Below are 18,588 nucleotides of genomic sequence, written 5' to 3' on the forward strand. Positions count from 1 at the left end.
ACCCTCATGCTTCTCGCCCACGCGGTCACCCTGGCCGAAGCCCGCTCCTACATCGCAGCGCTCACCGATGAGGCAGCCACGTTCGACGGCTCGGTCGAGTACGACCACGCCCTGCTCTACCTCGACCTGATCCACGGCGACGACGTCCCCGCCCTCGACACACACGGGCTCACCGACGACCGCGCCATCCTGCACGCCGTCGCCGTCAGCGCCGTCAAAGAACTCGCCGACCACGGCGTCGACAAACTCCAGGTCGAACTGCTCCTCGACATGCTCGACCTCGCCCGCGACCGCGACAACCCGAACCCCGACGCCAGTGGGTTCTGATGTACGGCGACAACACGGCCGCACTGCGCAGTGAACTCGCCACGCTCCTGCAGATCACCCGCAACCAGCAAGGCCTCGACACCCTCACACCCGACGACGTCGCGCTGATCGCCTCGTTCCGCACCAGCCTGACCCTCTGGTGCCAGCAAGCCGTCCGAGCGTCGAACCCCGACGGAGACTTCGGCGGAGCAACGCCGCGCAGCCGCGGTCCAGCCGAGGAACTTCGGCACCGCCTCGACCAGGCCCGCACCGCGTACACCGCTCCCCTGCCGGCCCTAGATCAGCCCGCCACGCCCCACCCCAACCACATCGTTGACCAGTGGCGGCGAGCAGCGAAAGCAGCAGCACTCGGCGAACACGACTTCCCTGCCGGACTGGACTACGGCGCTCTCACCGAGCGCCAAGCCATGACGGTTCTGAAAGACTCCGCCGAAGTCGCCCGGGCACTCACCGGGCTCGACCGTCACTACAGCGGGGCTGTCCCCGACTGGGAACCCATCACCGACGCCGAACTGCTCGGCCGTGCCGCCGTCGTCTGCGCCGCCCACGCCGGTTACGACAAGCCCGACTACAGCGTCGACCAGCGTGGGTGGCGTCCCCCGGTCCAACTCGTCGACGGACCCGCACTCCCCGGCCTCGACGGTGTGCTGCAGGCGCAGAACAACCTGCTCGTCCATCTGCGCCACCAACCCGACGCCTACAGTCTGCGACTCATCTTCGACTCACAGCGCATCGTCTCCGCGCGCGCGGCCGTGATCGGCAACCGCGCGGGCACGCCGGTCCCAGTGGCGGAACGCTGGCTACGCCGGTCCGACACCTACAGGCTGCTCATCGACCAGACCCGCAACCTGCGTGGCCTCGTGGGCACGGGCCATGCGGCGGGCCAGGGTGCACTCGCGGCGGCTCGCATCCGTGACCTGCCCCCCTCCGACCGGCCCCGTTTCCAACAGTTGCGGCACCTTGATGCGCTGTTCATCCACATCGACCAGAGGCTCGCCGAAACGATCGCTGCGGGCGCTGACGATCGCAGCTACCTGATGCGTGTCGACCTGCCCCGCATCGACCTGAGCGAGCCGGGTGCGGTCAAGCCGCCGCGGGCACGCCACGTACCTCTCGACGTGCAACCACGCACCCCAGTGCTCGACACCGTCAAGAACCGGCTCACCCCACGCCCGACATCTCCAGCGTGTTCGCCTGGCAGCACGACGCAGCGGCGATCATTCACCGGCGCCATCGACGCTGCCCGCCGCTCCGCACCGAAGTCGTCGGACCTCAGCCTCTGAGTTGTACGGCCGTCATGAGATCTTAGGTCAGGCGATCTGGAACGTCTCCTCGCCAACCGTCACCTCGACCCGCAGCGTTCCACCGAGCGCGTCGGCATACCGGCGCAGCGTGTCGACCTTCGTGAAGTCGACCTGGCCACGCTCGATCTCCGAGACCCGCTTCTGACTGACCTCCAACACCTGCGCCACCTCGGTCTGCGTCATCGCGAGCATCTCACGCAACTCACGCAGCTTGTAGGCGCGGACCTCGGCCAGCATCCGCTTCATGTGCGCTTCCTGCACCGCGGGATTGCCGGGACGCTCGGCGAGCATCTCTTCCATCGTCTTGGCCATCTCAGTCGCCGCCCTTCTGCTTGCGCAAACCTTCCAAGTGTTCGTCATACCGGTCATCCGCGACCGGGATGTTCTTGCGGTACCACTTGTCCCACCGACCCTGCTTGTCGCCAGCGAGCAGCAATACCGCCCGGCGAGTCGGATCGAACGCGAACAAGATCCGCACCTCGCTGCGCCCCGACGAACCGGGCCGCAACTCCTTCATGTTGTTGTGTCGCGAGCCGATGATCGTGTCGACCAACGGCCTGCCCAACGCCGGACCAACCGAAGCCAAGACCCGCAGCGCCGCCATCACCTGGTCATAGGTGCTGTCGTTACTGGACTTGAGCCACTCCTCGATCAACTCGACATCGACCACCCAAGGATACCCTTTTCCTTCTACATGGAAAAGGGTATGACGCTTGTCATTCACTAGTCCGCCTCCCTCATCCGCGGAGCCAAGGCCTCAAGAATCTCGGCCGTCACCGGGTTCACCTTCTCGTCCGGCTCGATATAGTGCGCCTTGGTGATCTCCGACGACGTGTGACCGAGCATTTCCGCGGCGAGGTCTGCTCCACCTGCGCGATCCAGCGTCGTGGCGACCGTCCGCCGGAACGAGTGCGGTGTCACCCCCTCGATGCCAGCCTCAGCCAGGACGGCGCGCAACCGCCTCCGTACGTTGTTGGTCGTCAGCGGCGTGCCATTGCGAGTGAAGAAGATCAGGTGCTCTGGGTCCTCGGCGGCGATCTTGACCAGCCGCTCCCGCAGCACTTCTGCGGTGAAGCTCGGCACAGAAACCGTGCGTGTCGACTTCACCGTCTTTGGGTGATGCTGTCGATGCGTTGTCTGGCCCTTGGGCGACACAATCGTTCCGCAGATCCTCACCGTGGCCGGAGAACCCGTCACGTCGACATCGCACTTACGGATGGCGAGGACTTCACCGATGCGGGCTGAAGTTCCCAGCATCACCTCAATGATCCGTTCCAACTGCCCGTCCGGCGGAGGACCCGGCACGCCCGGACCGCGCCGCCACCCCCGCACAGCCCCCCGGATTGCGTCCACCTGGCCCACAGTCAACGCCAACGCCTGCGACGGGGGCTTGCGAAGACGAACGGTGTCTCGCACCGGATTCTTCGCCATCGCCTCGTAACGGACCGCTAGGCCGAGTGCGAGGCTCAGCACGGTTCGGGCCTGCTTAGCGGTGCTGTAACTCTTGGTGGTCGCCAAAGCCTTGATGAACTGGTCGACGCGGCTAACCGTGATCTCTCTCAGGGCGAAGTGCTGGAACGCTGGCATCACCAGTTGGTGCATGTTGCGTTCGTAGAGCGCGCGCGTACTGGGCGCGATCTTTCCTTCCAGGTCCAGGTCACCGAGCCACACCTCAACCAGGCGGGCGAAAGGGCTGTCCGGCGTCAGTTCGCCAATTCCGCGATTGGAGCCCGCGCGTTGCGACAGCTTCTCCTTGAGCCGGTGCTCGGCGAGCTTGCGTGTGGCGGCGCTCGACTCAACCCGACGCACCTGACCGTCGAAATCGCGGAACCGCACGCGCGCACGCACGGTGCCGTTCGACAGATTGGTGAACTCAATGTCGCCGTACGTGCCGATCGGCGTGCGGGGCCTAGCCATGTGACCTCACCCCCGCTCCACTGGTCGTCCAGGATGGGATTCGCGAAGGTTGTCCAACCAGGCTCGCACGTCCGACACCGCGAACTTCAGGTGTCGTCCCATGCGGACCGCTACAGGACCGCGCCCGTTCTGGCGCCACTCGTAGATCGTCTTGATCGAGACACCGAGGTACTCGGACAGTTCGTCGATGCTCAGGAGCGGATCGAGTCCACTCAGCGGGTTCGTGTCGGCCTTCATGCACATCAGGTGTGCAGGGCCGCCCGCAACGATCGGTGGCAACCGGAGTGTGCGGGGGCCACCCGGAGGGCCCGTCGACCGACGCGCCTAGAAGAAGGGCAAAACGGAGGGTTTCCGGAGGGGTGATCAATTCTCAAATGCTTTCAGCCTGGGATTCGCACTGAATCCCAGGCTGATCTGGTAGCGGGGGCAGGATTTGAACCTGCGACCTCTGGGTTATGAGCCCAGCGAGCTACCGAACTGCTCCACCCCGCGTTGCTGAAGACAACTCTACAGGACCGCCTCAACACCCTCGCACCGGGGTCGAGCATCTGCGAGCTCCCGTTCAGTACTCTCGGCTCATGAGCGAGGACCGGGCGATCGCCGCCCTCGATGCCGCCGGAATCGCCTACACCGTCACCCGCCACGGGCCGGTCGGCTCGCTCGACGAAGCCGCCCGCGCCCGTGGAGTCGAGCCCCGGTCGATCATCAAGACCCTGGTGGTCCGCCGGTCCAATGACGACTTCCTCTTCGTACTCGTCCCCGGGGACCGGCAGATCAGTTGGCCCAAGCTACGGGCGCTGCTCGGCGTCTCACGGCTGTCGATGCCCGACAAGGACATCGCCCGGCAGGTCACCGGCTACGAGCGCGGCACCATCACCCCGTTCGGATCCACCAGCGCCTGGCCCGTGATCGCCGACGAGGGCGTGACCGGCACCGTGTCGATCGGCGCCGGCGCCCACGGGGTCGCTGCCACCGTGGACGCCGACGTGATGATCGACGCGCTCGGCGCTCAGATCGCCGCCGTCACCGAACCGCTCTGACGCCGCCGGGCCAGCCGGTCGCGCAGTCGCTCGACCAACAGATAGAGCACCGGCACCAGCACCAGGGTCAGCAGCGTCGACGTTATGAGACCGCCGATTACCACGATCGCCAGCGGCTGGGAGATGAAGGCGCTGCCGCCGGTCAGACCGAAGGCCATCGGCGTCAGTGCCCCGATCGTCGCCAACGACGTCATGAGGATCGGCCGCAGACGATGCCGCGCCCCCTCCTCGACGGCCTCTCGAGCATCGAGACCACGCTCTCGATACTGGTTGACCAGGTCGATCAGCACAATCGCGTTCGTCACGACGATGCCGATCAGCATCAACATACCGATGAGCGACGGCACGCCCAAGGGGATGCCTGTCGCCACGAGCAGGCCGATCGAGCCGGTCGCCGCGAACGGGATCGACACGAGCAGGATGAGCGGCTGGATCAGGGAGCGGAACGTGCCCACCATGATCAGATAGACGATCAGCACGGCCAGCAGAAGCGCCAGTCCGAGCTGGGCGAAGGCCTCGTCCTGGTCGGCGGCGACACCGCCGATCGTCGCCTCGGCGCCGTCGGGCAGATCCAGCCCGTCGACCGCGGACTGAAGAGCTGATGTCACCGAGCCGAGGTCATCGCTCTCCGGCGTGGTCGACACCGTGATCGAGCGATCCCCGTCCAGACGCGTCACGGTGGTGGGCACGAGCACCTCCTCGACATTCGCGATCTGCCCGAGCGTGACGCCCTCGGCCAAGGGCGTCTGCCGTAGCGCGTCGACTCCCTGCGGCACCTCCCCCATCGCGAGCACCGCGTCGCGGCGCTCGCCGTCGAGGACCACCGTGCCGAGCGGCACCGGCTGCAGCGCGCTCGCCACGATGCCGGCCAGAGCCGACTCGTCGAGTCCAGCCTGCGCCGCGGCGGCCTGATCGAGGGTCACTGACACGATCGGCTGCTCCCCCGACGCGTTCGATGTGACGTCCTGCGCGCCGTCGATGTCCTGGACGGCTCCCAGCACCTGGTCGCCCGCCTCTTCGAGCGTCTCCGGGTCGTCAGCCGTGACCACGACGTCGAGGCTCGACCCGAAGCCGCCGCTGGCGTCGAGGTTCACCCGGCCGACATCCTCGAGGCCGTCGATCGCCTCTCGGATCCGCCCCTGCACCGCCTCCTGGTCAGCGTCCTCGTCGGTGGTCACCGAGAACGACGCGTCGCTCGACCCGGCGATCGCCATGATGCCCTCACCGCTGCCGACCGTCGTCTGCACGGTCTCCACGCCGTCGACATCAGCCAGCGCCTCCTCGACCTGCGTGGCGGCCTCGTCCTGCCGCGCCAGTGAGGCACCCGGATCGAGTTCCTGGGTGATCGCGACCGTGTTCTGGCCCGTGTCGCCGAGGAAGTTCGTCTTCATCAGCGGACTCAGTGCGACAGTGCCGGCGAGGATCGCCACCGCCACCACCAGGGTGATGACCGGATGCGCGTTGGTGCGATGCAGCACCGGGAGGTAGAGCCGCTGAAGGAAGCCGTCGCGCTCCTCGTCCTCGATCTCCTCCATCGTCTTCGGCTGCTCGACCGGTTTGAGGAACCAACCCGCGATGACCGGAACGATCGTCAGCGCGACGACGAGCGAGGCGAGCAGCGCGAGGGAGACGGTCAGCGCGAAGGGGCGGAACAGCTCGCCCACCTGCCCACCCACCACGGCGATCGGCAGGAACACCGCCGCCGTCGCGAGGGTGGCCGAGGTGATGGCTCCGGCCACCTCCTTCACCCCGGTCACGATCGCCTCGAACTTCGCCGTGCCGTAGGACAGGTGCCGCTTGATGTTCTCGATGACGACGATCGAGTCGTCCACCACGCGTCCGATGGCGACGGTCAGCGCGCCGAGGGTGAGGATGTTGAGCGAGTAGCCGCCGACATACAGGCCGATGAAGGCGAGCAGCAGCGACAACGGGATCGAGATCGCCGTGACGAGGGTCGAGCGCAGCGACAGCAGGAAGATCAAGATGACCACGATCGCGAACACGAGGCCAAGCGCGCCCTCGACCGTCAGATCCTCGACCGACTTCTCGATGAATGGGGCCTGATCGAAGACCACGTCGACGCTCGCACCGTTGCCGACGGCGCTCTCGATATCGCCGAAGACGTCCTGGACCTGGTGGGAGATGTCGACCGTGTTGCCGTCCGGCGTCTTGGTGATGCCGATCGAGATGCTCGGGCGGCCGTCGGTGCGCGAGATCGAGGAGGCGGCGGCGTCATCGAGCGAGACCTCGGCGACCTGTCCGAGCGTCGTGGGCTGCTGCGCGCCGACCACCGGTAGCGCCGTGAGGTCCTCGACATCGCTGAACTGGGTGCCGACCTGCACCGTCAGCGTCGAGTCGCCCTCAGTAAGCGCGCCCGCCGGGACCAGACTCCCGTTGTTCTCCAGGGCGGTCCCGATCGACTGCGCGTCCAGCCCCGCGGCCGCGAGCGCCGCCTGGTCCGGAACGATCCGCACCTGCTGCGTAGGAGCACCCGAGACCGTCACCTCCCGCACGCCGTCGAGATCGGACAGCACCGGCACGACCTCGTCCTGGACGCTCGCCGACAGCGTGCTCAGATCGTCATCGCTGGCGACCGAGAGCTGGATCACCGGGAAATCGTCCACGCTCCCGGCGAACACCTCGGGTGACACGCCGTCGGGGAGACCCGCCGCTGGACCGTTCAGACGGTTCGTGAGGTCCTGCCGCGCCTGGCCGAGGTCCGTGCCGTAGTCGAGCTCGACCAGCACGGTCGAGACACCACTGCTGGAGGTAGCGTTGGTGCCCGCGACACCGCTGATGGCGCGTACCGCCGTCTCCACCGGCTCGGTGATCTGCTGATCGACGACCTCCGGCGACGAGCCCGGATCGGTCGTCACGACCGCCATCACCGGCAGCTCCAACGACGGGATCAGCTCCAGCTTGAGGCTCGTCAGCGACACGAAGCCGAAGATCGCCACTATGACGGTCGACAAGCCCACGAAGGCGCGGTTGCGCAGGCTGAACCGAGCGAGAGAGGACACAGTGCTCCTAAGATAGTTAGCGTCGGACTAACTATGACAGGAACGATCAATGAGTGAGCGCGATGATCTGGTGAGAACACTGGCTTCCGACCAGCTCGCCATCGCGATGTTCCTGGTCCGCCGCGACGACACCGCCCGCGATATCCCGAGTCAACAGCTCAACACGCTCTTCGTGATTCGCGCCCTGGAGACTCCTACTGCCCACGACATCGCCCTTCGGCTGGGGGTCAGCGCCGCCACGATGTCCGGGCTGCTACGCCGACTGTCCGATCGTGGCTATATCGAGCGCCGCGTCTCCTCCACCGACGCCCGCGCCCGCATCCTCGTCGTGACGCACGAGGGCGAACGTCTCCTGCAGGAGATGCTCACCCTCGCTCACGATGCCAACCGCGATCTGCTCGATCGCCTCGACCTCGACGACCTCCAGGCCCTCGTTCGCGGCACCACCGCCCTGCGCCGGGCCGCCGAGCATCTCGACCAGTAGACCGGCCGACTACGCGCTGGCCGGCTCCGCGCTCGCCCGAGATCTCTCGTCGATGGTGTTGAGAGCTGCCGTGACGATGTCATTGACCGCTGCGATGGCGATCCGGGGATGTGAGACGTGACGGGACAGCCAGCGCTCGGCCGCCCGGTCACCGGCGACCCAGAGCCATTGGGAAAGCGCGATACCGGCACCGCCCACGACCATTCCGGCCACCGCTCGCGGTCGATTCGCGCTGGCCCGGGTGGCCACGGCACCCATGCCCGCCACGAGGACAGCGGGCCCGCCTATGAAGGCGGCCCGACCCCGGCCTTCTAGCCTGCCGACGGGGAGCAGACCCAGGGCCGCACCCGCGGCCCCGAAGCCCGCTGCTCGTATGACACGTCCCGTGATGAGGTCGCTCTCCATGCCGTCACCGTATCGCCCGATGTGGTCTCGATACGCTCGGTCGCTAGCGCTCCCTCACACTCGACCACCGAGTATGCGGCTACTCGACCACCGAACGGGTGACCGATCCTCAGTTGCCGAGGGCCTGCTCCGCCTGCTCGATCGCATCGGCCATCTGGTTGATGCGCCGCTGGTACAGCGCGAGATCACCGTCGGCCAGCGCCTGCTGAGCCTCGTCGTAGTACTGCGAGGCCTGCTCGAGCAGCTCGGCCGGAGTGGCATCGCCAGCCGGTGCCTCGGGCTCCTCCGTGCCCTCATCGCCCTCGGCAGGCTCCTCGACCTCTTCCTCCGGCGGCGGCGCGGCTCCTTCCTCGAGGCCGAGCGCCGCTCGCAGGGCTTCGTCGAGGGTCGTGCCGATGCCGACATCCTCACCGAAGGAGGCGATGATGTACTGCAGAACCGGATACGAGCCTTCGGCCTGCGACCGCTGGATATAGACGGGCTGCACGTAGAGCATCGCGCCACCGACCGGCAAGGTCAGCAGGTTGCCGCGCAGGATGGTGGCATTCGACGCCTGCTCGAAGGGCAGCAGCGTCTGGGTCACCTGGTTGTCGGCCTGGATCGCCGCGGCGATCTGGTTCGGGCCGCCGACACGCGTGTCGCTCGGCAGCTCCAGGATCTGCAACTTGCCGAAGTTCTCCTCATCGGCCGATTCGGAGTTGACCGACATGAACGCCGCCAGATTCTCGCGGTTGTTCGGCAGGTAGACGCTGGTCAGCGAGAACTGGGGGTCCGCCTGCTCCGGACGCGATGTCGTCAGGTAGTACGGCGGCTGCAACGTGCCGTTGCCGCTCGACGGATCCTCCGGCACGCGCCAGCGCTCGCCGTCCTCGTAGAAGGTCTGCGAGTCGTTGACGTGATACCGCGTCAGCACATCGCGCTGGACCTTGAACAGGTCGACCGGGTACCGCAGGTGCCGCATGAGATCCTCGGAGATCTCGCTCTTGGGCTGCACCGAGTCGGGGAAGGCATTGGACCAGGTCTCCAGTACCGGATCGTCCTCATCCCAGGCGTACAGGTCCACGGTGCCGTCATAGGCGTCGACGACGGCCTTGACCGAGTTGCGCATGTAGTTGACCTGATCGGTCGGGAGCGCCGCCTGGGCCGCGGTCTGCGTCAGCGTGTCGGAGGTGGCCTCACGCAGCGAGCGGTGCTGGCTGTACGGATAGTCGTTGCTGGTCGTATAGCCGTCGGCGATCCACACCACGCGGCCGTCGACGACCGCGGGGTAGACGTCGCCGTCGACCGTGAGCCACGGGGCGACCTTCTGCACGCGCTCGCGCGGGTCACGGTCGTAGAGGATCTTGGAGTTCTCGTTGACACGATCGGACAGGATGATATTCGGCTCGGCGAACTTCAGCGCGTACAGCGCCTTGTTGAAGATATTGCCGACCGGGACGCCGCCCTCACCGTCGTAGGTGTTGGCGGTGACGTTGTCGGCATCATCCTCGTCGTCGCCGCCTCCGCTGCCGGAGCCGCGCGGGATGTCGACCTCGATCGGGTCCGCGCCTTCGGGGCGACCGACGATCGAGTACTCCGGCGAGTTCTCGCCGAAGTAGATGCGCGGCGGGATCTCGAACTCCAGCTCGCCGGTCGGCGGGATGTCGCGGGCGACCCACACCGGCTCGCCCTGCGGACCGCGCTCGTTGCCGTAGGCGGCGATGACGCCGTAGCCGTGCGTGTAGACCGTGTGGTCATTGGACCAGGTGCGCTGCGAATCCTGCAGACCTTCCAGGCTCACCTCGCGCGCCGCGATGACGACATCGCGGGGCTGATCGTCGTCGTCGAGGACGTAGCGGTCGACGTCGAGAGTCTCATTGACGGTGTAGTAGCCACGGACCTGCTGCAGCTGCTGGAAGGCCGGCGAGACCAGCGTCGGGTCGATCAAGCGCGAGCTGACGCGTGACTCGGCGGTGGCGTTGAGCTCCTCGGCCGACAGCTCTGTGGTGGCCGAGTAAGGCAGCACCTCGACATCGGATACCCCGTAGGCATCCTTGGTCGCCTCGATATTGCGGGCGATGTACGGGTCCTCGCGATCGGCCTCGGACGGGCTGACCTGGAACTGCTGCATGAACGCCGGCCACAGGCCGCCGATGAGGACAGAGGCGACGATCAGGCCACCGAGACCGATCGCGGGGAGCGTCCAGCCCTTGAGGAAGATCGAGGAGAAGAACAGCAGCGCGCAGATGATCGCGACGACGATGAGGATGTTCTTGCTCGGGATCCGTGCGTTGATGTCGGTATAGGTGCCGCCGTCGACGACTCCCCCGCTGGCGGTCAGATAGGCGAACCGATCGAACCAGTACTGCAGCGCCTTGATCAGCACCGCGACACCCGCGAGCACCGCGATCTGGATCTGCGCGCCGCGCGTGAAGTTCAGCCCGCGACCGGCGAACCGGATGCCGCCGTAGACGTACTGCACGAAGGCGGTCACCACGAGGGCCACGATGAGCATCGTGAACGCGAAGGACGTCAGGAACTGCCACCACGGAAGATCGAAGGTGAAGAAGCCGATGTCGCGCCCGAACTGGGGGTCGTTCTGACCGAATGAGCTGCCGTGCCACCACTGCAGGAAGGTCTGCCACCGCGACTGCCCGACGACACCGGCGAAGATGCCGATCACCACAGCGACGACGATGAAGGCTCCCCGTCGGACCGGCGCCAGCGCGAAGCGGTAACGCGCGGCCGGGTCGTCGCGCCGCAACAGGTGCGGTTCGGCACGCGTGCGGTAGGCGAGGAAGAGGTTGAGCGCGACGAACGCGCCGATCACCAGAGCGAAGACCACGAACAGTCCGGCCCGGGTCAGGATGACGGTGGTGAAGACGTGGGAGAAGTCCAAGGACTTGAACCAGAGGCGGTTCGTCCACACATTCGTGAACACGCTGGCAGCGACAACGAGCGCGGCCAGCGTGATGAGGGTGGGGACGAGCACCTTTCGGCGCCGGTCGGGCGGCTCAGGGGCCGGCTGTGGACGGGGGGCACCGAAGATGTCGCTCACAGTTCTCCTGGGTCATGTCACGGCATGGCCGATGGCAGCCCAATACTACCGAGTGACTCCAATCACGACATGCTCGCCCGCAGCAGTTCCACGAGGCCGGGCACGAGGTCGGGACCTTCGAGCAACGGCGGGTCCTCACCGTCGCGAGCGCGGACCCCGGTGTGCCCGCTGCCGTCGCGCAGCACCGCGGCGACGATGCGCACCTCCTGGCGGTCGGGATGTGCGGCGACATAGGCGCCGAGCTCGTCGGGATCCTCGGGGAGATCCGCCTCGGCCGAAGGAGGCAGCATGACGCGCTCGATCACGACGGCGCATCCGTCGACCGTCTCCGGCCACATGATCGTCGGCAGGATCTCCTCCACCGGACGGTCGACGCCCAGCTGCTCCTGCTCGACCGGCGTGTAGTCGCCATCGAGCTGGTCGGCGAGCTCGGGATGGGACTCGCGCAGCTGCTCCGTGGAGACGAGAGCGAACAACCTCGGGGGCTGGTCCCAGCCCGCCTCGGCCACGTGTCGCTCCACTTCGAGAGCCGCCTGGCGCAGCGGCGAGTCGGGGGCTACTTCGAGCATGTGGGCACCGTCGCTTCGGGGTCGTCGGCCAGGGCCTGGAGGGCGTCGATCGCATCGTCGAGGGTCGCGACGTCGACGAGGGTCATGTCGGTGTCCTTCGCCGCGGCCTCGGCGCAGTTGCCGGTGGGCACCAGGAAGATCGTGGCTCCCCCTTCCTCGGCGCCGACCATCTTCTGCTGGACGCCACCGATCGAGCCCACCTCGCCGTCGGGGGTGATGGTCCCGGTGCCGGCCACGGACTGCCCGCCCGTGAGCGCCCCGGGGGTGAGCTTGTCGTAGATCGCGAGCGCGAACATCATCCCGGCGCTCGGACCGCCGACCCGGTCGCCGATGTGGTTCTCGATCTCGATCGGGAAGTCGAATCCCGCGCCGACGGTGATGCCGATCATCGCCCTATCGGGGTCGTCATCGGCCGGCTTCGTGTCCACGGTGACGTCCTCGGCCTGGCCGTCGCGTTCGATGCCGAGACTCACCTGATCCCCTGGATCCAGGGCGCTGATCACCTCGGCCACCTGCTGGTTGCTCTCGACCTCGGTGTCCTGGACGCGGACGATGCGATCCCCCGCCTCCAGCACGCCCTCGGCCGGCGACCCCTCGACGACATCGGCGATCTGGACCGTCTCAGGCACCTCGACGTCCATCGCGCGCAGCGCCGCGGCCCGCGAGGAGTCCTGCGAGCTGCTCAGCTGCGCGGCGCTGACCTCGCTCGCGTCGTCATCGGTCTCGCCGTCGCGATAGAGGAAGTGGTGCGGCACCAGGTTGACGTCGCCGTCCACCCACGCCTGAAGGGCGCTGAACAGGTTGATATCGGTCTCCGCGCGAGAGACGGCGACGGTCGTGAACGCGAGCTCGCCCTCCGTGGGGTAGGTCTCCACTCCCTCGCCGAAGGTAAGCAGCGGCTGATCGTCGAGGCTGCCGAGGGTGTCGAAGGAAGGCCCGGGCTTCATCGTCGAATACGGCACCGGCAGGATGAAGACCAGGCTGGTGGCAGCGACCAGCGTCACGAGGGCCACCGTCAGCGTGACGACGCGGCGACTCATCGCCGGCTCCAGGGAACGAACATCACCCGAAGCCTAGCGATCGATGCGCGAGGGATGGCGCATAGCGCGGCCGCCGCGGGCGGAGGATGTGCTTGCATGGTCGCCCCAGCAGCCGCGGAGACACATCGTTCGTCGGCGCCTGTGCCGCGAGGCGGGTGCGTGCATCGAGGTCACGGGGCGGTGAGCTGTCAACCTCCGCCGCCGAGGATCCCTGGTGGCCGTGGTTGATCATGCACCGAACTCGGGCCCCAGGTGATGTCGGTGAGTGGTCAACCTCCGATCACCGAGGGCGGTTGACTGCTCACCGCACTCGTGCCGGACACATCGCGGTGCGCCGTCAACCACCATCGATCGCTCTGGCAACGCATCCTCCGCGAGCGGTGCCCGACGGACACCCGTCCGGTAAGTGCCGCACCTCCGACGGCCGGCTCCGACTCATCACCCGGAGCCGAGGCCCTCGCCGAAAGACCCGCTATCACCGCGTGACTACTCTGGTGACATGGCTGGCGACGACCCCCGCGAAGAACCGGAGAACCCGTTCAAGGGCACGCCCCTGGAGAACCTGTTCGGCCAGATGGGCCCCGGACAGGTCGACCTATCGGCGATCTTCGGGCAGATGCAACGCATGTTCGAGCCCCACGAGGGCTCCGTCAACTACCGGCTGGCCACCGACACGGCACGCCAGAAGCTCGCGGCATCGGGTCCTGACCCGTCCCCTGGCAGCACGAAACAGGGGGCGGTGGACGATGCGGTGCGGCTCGCCGAGATGTGGCTCGATCGTGCCACCGACCTGCCAAGCGGCGTCACCTCGGCCGCCGCTTGGAGCCGCGCCGAGTGGATCGAGTCCACGATGGACCGCTGGAAGGTCCTCGTCGAGCCGATCGCCTCCAATGTCGTCAGCTCGATGGGCGATGCGCTCCCCCAAGAGGCGCAGGCGATGGCCGGCCCGTTCATGGCGATGCTGACCCAGGCCGGCGGGGCCATGTTCGGCCAGCAGGTGGGCCAGGGCATCGGAGAGCTGGCCACCGAGGTCCTCTCCTCGACCGATATCGGCCTGCCGATGGGACCGGACGGTGTGGCGGCGTTGCTCCCCCACAATATCGCCGCATTCGCCGAGGGTCTCGACCATACCGAGGCCGATGCGCTGCTCTATGTCGCGCTGCGCGAGTGCGCGCACCAGCGTCTCTACGCCCATGCGCCGTGGCTGCGCACCGCTATCATCGACGCCGTCACCGAGTTCGGACGGGGCTCGCGCCTGGACACCGAGAGCATCGAGGAGAAGATGCGCTCGATCGATCCCGGCCGGCCGGATGCCATCGCCGAGGCGATGGAAGGAGGCCTCTTCGAGCCGGAGACCACCCCCGAGCAGCAGCACGCCAAGGAACGCCTCGAACTGCTGCTCGCCCTGGCCGAGGGATGGGTCGACGAGGTCGTCGGCCAGGCGACCGCCGACACCATGCCGAGCGCCGTCTCGCTCGGCGAGGCCATGCGCCGGCGCCGGGTGACCGCCGGGCCCGCCGAGCAGACCTTCGCGGCGCTGGTCGGACTCGAGCTGCGGCCGCGGCGACTGCGCGACGCCACCACGCTCTTCTCGGCCTTGCGCGATCGCGACGGGGTCGAGGCGCGCGATCGGGTCTGGAGCCACCCGGACCTCCTGCCGGATGTGACGGACCTGGACGACCCGCTGGGCTACAGCGAGCGTCACGGCGATGGCGACTTCGACGCTGCCCTCGGCCAACTGCTCGATGACGAAGCCGGTCGCGACGAGGAGTCGTGAGCCTGCACGCCGACGCCCGGCGTGTCCTCACCGCGTGGTCGCCGCCCGACCCGTCGCAGGACGCGCTGCGCGAGCAGTACCTGGCCCATCTGGAGGCCCGTCAGGACGCGATGTGGCGATCGTGCCACCCCGATCACCTGACCGCGAGCGCGATCGTCATCGCCGAGGACGCCTCGGCCGTCGCCCTCACGCTGCACGCCAAGCTGGGCAGGTGGCTGCAGTTCGGCGGACACTGCGAGCCCGTGGACACGAGCGTGGTGGGCGCGGCTGAGCGAGAGACCCGCGAGGAGTCGGGAATCGACTCGCTCCGCCTCGATCCCACGCCGCTACTGCTCTCACGCCATGAGGTGCCCTGCGGTCCCGAGCGGCCGGCCCACCACCTGGACGTGCAGTTCCTGGCCGTTGCCCCCGCCGAGGCGCCGCTGGCGGCCTCCGAGGAGTCGACCGAGGTCCGGTGGTTCGCCCTCGACGATCTGCCTGCCGATACCGATGCGACGGTCCGCGCGCTCAGCGCTGCAGCTGCTCGACGGCTTCGAGATAGCCCTCGGCGCGTTCCTTCTTCTCGTAACGACTGAGCTGCCGCTGGAAGCCGGGCCCGTGGTCGGCGTGCAGCAGATGCGCGAGCTCGTGCACGAGGACATAGTCGACGACATATCCCGGCATCTCCTTGAGCCGGTCCGACAGCCGGATACGACCGTCGGTGGTGCTGCACGAGCCCCAGCGCTTGTTCTGATTGGACACCCACCGCACCGAGGACGGCCGCACGTCCCCGTCGAGATAGCGATCCGCGAGCTCGCCGGCGCGGCGCTCGAGCTCGACATCGCCCTGCGGCCCCCGGCGCCGCGCGACCCGTGCATCGAGCTTGGCAACGAGCTCGCGCACGGTGCGCTCGGCGTCCTCCTCGCTCATCGCCGCGGGGATCATGACGATCGTGCGCTCGCCGTCACGTCGCGCCTGGACCGTGCGGCGCCGTCGTGCGCTGCGTCTCACCTCGATGACGGGCTCGGGAGTGTCCATAACGTGGACTGTAGACGAGACCACCGACGAGTTGATGTGGCTCACTGGTAGCGCCTTCAATCTCCACAGTGTCGTCCGCCATCACCGCAGGTCAGAGCCGGTCTCCGAACCCCGGTGGCACCATTCCCACAGCCGCGTCCACACCGGGGATCGGCGTGGCCCACAGGTTGCCCACAAGGTTGTCCACAGGCGTGGACAACCTTCGCGCAATGCCAGCTTGACGGCCTCGCTCCGAACCCCTAATTTTGACGCCAGACGAACCCCCGGTGGCCGCAGGGGAAGGCGCGCCGCCGGGGGTTCTTCGCTGCCTGTGGACGACCCCGGCGCATCCCCTCGTCGGCAGCCACTATGGCGTCATGCACCCCGTACTCCCACCCGGCGCGACGGTCGTGCGCTGCGGCCCCGGCCATCTGCAGATCGGCACGACACCGCCCCTGCGCGTACCCGATCTGCCGGGCACCGCTCAGGTCCTGCGCCATGCCGACGGGGCCACGAGCGCCCGATCCCTGGCAGAGATCGCGGAGCGCGACGGTGCTCCCAGCGGTCGCCAGCTGATCTCGACCCTGCTCTCCCGTGGCGCGCTGGTCCCAGCAGCTCCCGCCGAGAGTTCGCTGCCCGGTATCACCGTCGTCCACGAACCGCTGACGGCCCGATTCGCCGCGACCCTCGAGACGGCGGCCGCGAGTCCCGGCGACGATGTCACGATCGTCGCGAGCTTGGGCGAGCCCTATCGGCCGGCGATCCGTGACCTGGGAGAGCGCGGCCTCTCTCATCTCCCCGTGATCTTCATCCAGGGATATGCGCGCATCGGTCCGCTGACACATCCCGGCAGCTCGCCCTGCCTTGACTGCTATGACGCCGGTCGGTCACGGACCGACCCCGCTTGGCGAGCCGTCGCCGTGCACCTGGGGTCGGGCCGGCCCCCGGGCGGTCCCCCGTCACTCGCGCTGATGCTGTCGGCAGTCGGTCACACCCTGGAACTCGTGCGACTCGGCCGGATCGGGAGAGTCGTCACGGTGGGGCCCGGTCGTGAGACCGGCGTGACCGAGCCGGTGGGATGGGACGCTGCCTGTCCGTGCCAGTTACTCGCGGCCTGACTGCCGCCGATGTGAGCCGATCCGGGCCACGCGTTGCCGCGATCTCCTATCCTGGCAACGTGTCCGGCCGCGACGAGTCCGACGATGAGCGCCCGCTGAGCGGCAATCCGATCGCCCGCGGAGCGCGACTGGCGAGCCTGCCCGCCTCTTTCGCGGCCCGCACGACCTGGGGACTCGGCAAGCGCATGGTCGGAGCTCCCGCGCAGGCCGTCCTCACCGATGTCCAGCGGCGGACCGCCGACCAGATCTTCAGCGTCCTCGGTCAGCTCAAGGGTGGCGCGATGAAGTTCGGGCAGGCGCTGAGCGTGTTCGAGGCCGCGTTACCCGATGAGCTCGCCGGGCCGTATCGCGATGCCCTCACCAAGCTTCAGGACGCCGCGCCGCCGATGCCGGCTTCGACGGTGCATCGCGTGATGGCCGCGGAGTTCGGGCCACGCTGGCGTGATCGGTTCCCGGTCTTCGAGGACCATCCCGCGGCGGCAGCCTCGATCGGTCAGGTGCACCGCGCGACCTACGAGGACGGCAGTGACATCGCGGTCAAGCTGCAGTATCCCGGCGCCGGGGAGGCGCTGATGTCGGATCTGCGACAGATCGCCCGCCTCGCGCGGTTGTTCGGCGTCCTGGCGCCGGGCATGGACGTCAAGTCCCTCGTGGCCGAGCTGCGCGAACGGGTCGCCGAGGAGCTCGACTACAGTCTGGAGGCCGCCGCGCAGGATGCCTTCGCCATCGGCTTCGCGGACGACCCCTATGTCGTCATTCCACGAACGATCACGCACACCGAGCACGCCCTCGTGTCCACCTGGATCGACAGCATCGGCTCACTCGCGGACATCATCGATCACGGCTCCCATCAGGAACGCGACGACTACGGCGAGGCCTTCGTACGGTTCCTGTTCGCCGGCCCGGCCCGGGTGGGGCTGCTGCACGCCGATCCGCATCCCGGTAACTTCCGCATCCGCGAGGACGGGCTGCTCGGTGTCGTCGACTACGGGGCTGTCGCCCGGCTCCCCGATGGCCTTCCCGACACCATCGGCCGACTGCTGCGGGCCGCCGTGGACGGTGACTACGGGACGGTCGTGGACGGGCTGCGCGACGAGGGATTCCTGCGCGGAGCCGACCTCGACCCGGAGATCATGGAGCGCTATCTCGCGCCGCTCGTCGAACCTGCCCGGCAACAGAGCTTCACCTTCAGCAGGTCGTGGCTGCGTTCCCAGGGCCAGCGGCTCAGCCGGCCCGATGCCGAGGGTTTCGGCACGGCTCGCCAGTTGAACATCCCGCGCGAGTACCTGCTGATCCACCGCGTCTGGATGGGTGGTGTCGGTGTGCTCTGCCAGCTCGGCGCGACCGCTCCGTTCCGCGAGATCCTCGCCGAATCCCTCCCCGGTTTCGACGACTGACTCTCCGTCCCCGTCCCCGACTTTTGGCCGGTTGTGGCCCCCTTCGGAAGGTGGCGAACGGGCCACAACTGGCCACATCGTGGTTCCCGACGCCACGCTGTCCGAACCGTGAGATCGTCTCAACCTCCGGACTACAGCCGACGAGGCCTCACATGTT

The 18,588-nt window shown here is 67.7% G+C and carries 18 protein-coding genes and 1 tRNA gene; 8 read left to right on the forward strand and 11 right to left on the reverse strand.

The genetic code is table 11. The features are described 5' to 3' along the window. Positions 1-6: 6 nt before the first annotated feature. Positions 7-327, forward strand: a complete 321-nt coding sequence (locus FNM00_RS04815; protein WP_143911967.1) for a hypothetical protein — start codon at positions 7-9, stop codon at positions 325-327. Continuing rightward, positions 327-1,610 carry a hypothetical protein gene (locus FNM00_RS04820; RefSeq protein WP_143911969.1) on the forward strand — a complete coding sequence of 428 codons (1,284 nt, stop codon included), beginning with the start codon at positions 327-329 and terminating at the stop codon, positions 1,608-1,610. The genes FNM00_RS04815 and FNM00_RS04820 overlap by 1 nt, the downstream gene beginning before the upstream one ends. 27 nt (positions 1,611-1,637) lie before the next feature. Here the strand turns inward: FNM00_RS04820 and FNM00_RS04825 are convergent, their stop codons facing one another. The 5 genes from FNM00_RS04825 to FNM00_RS04845 all read right to left on the reverse strand — a co-directional run bounded on the left by FNM00_RS04825 (position 1,638) and on the right by FNM00_RS04845 (position 4,040). Beyond that, the gene (locus FNM00_RS04825) at positions 1,638-1,943 is read right to left on the reverse strand and encodes a helix-turn-helix transcriptional regulator (protein WP_143911971.1); all 306 of its coding nucleotides are present in this window, start codon (positions 1,941-1,943) and stop codon (positions 1,638-1,640) included. A gap of 1 nt (position 1,944) precedes the next feature. Beyond that, positions 1,945-2,301, reverse strand: a complete 357-nt coding sequence (locus tag FNM00_RS04830; RefSeq protein WP_246065058.1) for a type II toxin-antitoxin system RelE/ParE family toxin — start codon at positions 2,299-2,301, stop codon at positions 1,945-1,947. Between the two features lie 53 nt (positions 2,302-2,354). Next, entirely contained in the window at positions 2,355-3,548 is a 1,194-nt protein-coding gene (locus FNM00_RS04835) for a tyrosine-type recombinase/integrase (protein ID WP_143911973.1), read from the reverse strand. A 6-nt stretch (positions 3,549-3,554) separates the two neighbouring features. Next, on the reverse strand, positions 3,555-3,785 hold the full coding sequence (locus FNM00_RS04840; protein ID WP_143911975.1) for a helix-turn-helix transcriptional regulator: 231 nt from the start codon (positions 3,783-3,785) through the stop codon (positions 3,555-3,557). 178 nt (positions 3,786-3,963) lie between these two features. Next, positions 3,964-4,040: transfer RNA gene (locus FNM00_RS04845), tRNA-Met, on the reverse strand. Positions 4,041-4,126: 86 nt separating this feature from the next. Here FNM00_RS04845 and FNM00_RS04850 point away from each other — a divergent pair. Further along, entirely contained in the window at positions 4,127-4,588 is a 462-nt protein-coding gene (locus tag FNM00_RS04850) for an aminoacyl-tRNA deacylase (RefSeq protein ID WP_143911977.1), read from the forward strand. Here FNM00_RS04850 and FNM00_RS04855 read toward each other — a convergent pair. Next, positions 4,558-7,608 (reverse strand): efflux RND transporter permease subunit, encoded by a 3,051-nt coding sequence (locus FNM00_RS04855; protein WP_143911979.1) that lies wholly within the window; start codon positions 7,606-7,608, stop codon positions 4,558-4,560. The genes FNM00_RS04850 and FNM00_RS04855 overlap by 31 nt on opposite strands. Positions 7,609-7,657: 49 nt before the next feature. Between FNM00_RS04855 and FNM00_RS04860 the strand changes: the two genes are divergently transcribed. Beyond that, positions 7,658-8,092: a MarR family winged helix-turn-helix transcriptional regulator gene (locus tag FNM00_RS04860; RefSeq protein ID WP_143911981.1), complete on the forward strand. Its 435-nt coding sequence runs from the start codon at positions 7,658-7,660 to the stop codon at positions 8,090-8,092. Between the two features lie 9 nt (positions 8,093-8,101). On the opposite strand, the gene FNM00_RS04865 is transcribed toward FNM00_RS04860, so the two are convergent. The 4 genes from FNM00_RS04865 to FNM00_RS04880 all read right to left on the reverse strand — a co-directional run bounded on the left by FNM00_RS04865 (position 8,102) and on the right by FNM00_RS04880 (position 13,143). Next, a complete protein-coding gene (locus tag FNM00_RS04865; RefSeq protein ID WP_143911983.1) occupies positions 8,102-8,497 on the reverse strand; it encodes a hypothetical protein in 396 nt (131 codons plus the stop codon). 109 nt (positions 8,498-8,606) lie between these two features. Continuing rightward, positions 8,607-11,534, reverse strand: coding sequence for a UPF0182 family membrane protein (locus FNM00_RS04870; protein ID WP_143911985.1), 2,928 nt, complete (start codon positions 11,532-11,534; stop codon positions 8,607-8,609). Positions 11,535-11,596: 62 nt separating this feature from the next. Beyond that, complete coding sequence (locus FNM00_RS04875) at positions 11,597-12,103, reverse strand: PPA1309 family protein (protein WP_143911987.1); 507 nt, start codon at positions 12,101-12,103, stop codon at positions 11,597-11,599. Next, complete coding sequence (locus tag FNM00_RS04880) at positions 12,091-13,143, reverse strand: YlbL family protein (protein WP_143911989.1); 1,053 nt, start codon at positions 13,141-13,143, stop codon at positions 12,091-12,093. Before FNM00_RS04880 ends, FNM00_RS04875 begins: the two co-directional genes overlap by 13 nt. Before the next feature lie 499 nt (positions 13,144-13,642). Between FNM00_RS04880 and FNM00_RS04885 the strand changes: the two genes are divergently transcribed. Further along, positions 13,643-14,920: a zinc-dependent metalloprotease gene (locus tag FNM00_RS04885; protein WP_143911991.1), complete on the forward strand. Its 1,278-nt coding sequence runs from the start codon at positions 13,643-13,645 to the stop codon at positions 14,918-14,920. After that, positions 14,917-15,495 carry an NUDIX hydrolase gene (locus FNM00_RS04890; RefSeq protein ID WP_143911993.1) on the forward strand — a complete coding sequence of 193 codons (579 nt, stop codon included), beginning with the start codon at positions 14,917-14,919 and terminating at the stop codon, positions 15,493-15,495. Before FNM00_RS04885 ends, FNM00_RS04890 begins: the two co-directional genes overlap by 4 nt. On the opposite strand, the gene FNM00_RS04895 is transcribed toward FNM00_RS04890, so the two are convergent. Continuing rightward, entirely contained in the window at positions 15,428-15,937 is a 510-nt protein-coding gene (locus FNM00_RS04895; protein WP_143911995.1) for a M48 metallopeptidase family protein, read from the reverse strand. The genes FNM00_RS04890 and FNM00_RS04895 overlap by 68 nt on opposite strands. A 356-nt stretch (positions 15,938-16,293) precedes the next feature. On the opposite strand from FNM00_RS04895, the gene FNM00_RS04900 reads away from it, so the two are divergent. After that, positions 16,294-17,034, forward strand: coding sequence for a hypothetical protein (locus FNM00_RS04900; protein WP_143911997.1), 741 nt, complete (start codon positions 16,294-16,296; stop codon positions 17,032-17,034). Between the two features lie 59 nt (positions 17,035-17,093). Further along, positions 17,094-18,431 (forward strand): ABC1 kinase family protein, encoded by a 1,338-nt coding sequence (locus tag FNM00_RS04905; protein ID WP_246065059.1) that lies wholly within the window; start codon positions 17,094-17,096, stop codon positions 18,429-18,431. Positions 18,432-18,588 lie beyond the last annotated feature (157 nt).

It is taken from the genome of Aeromicrobium piscarium (genome assembly GCF_007421815.1).
In the GTDB taxonomy this organism is placed as follows: domain Bacteria; phylum Actinomycetota; class Actinomycetes; order Propionibacteriales; family Nocardioidaceae; genus Aeromicrobium; species Aeromicrobium piscarium.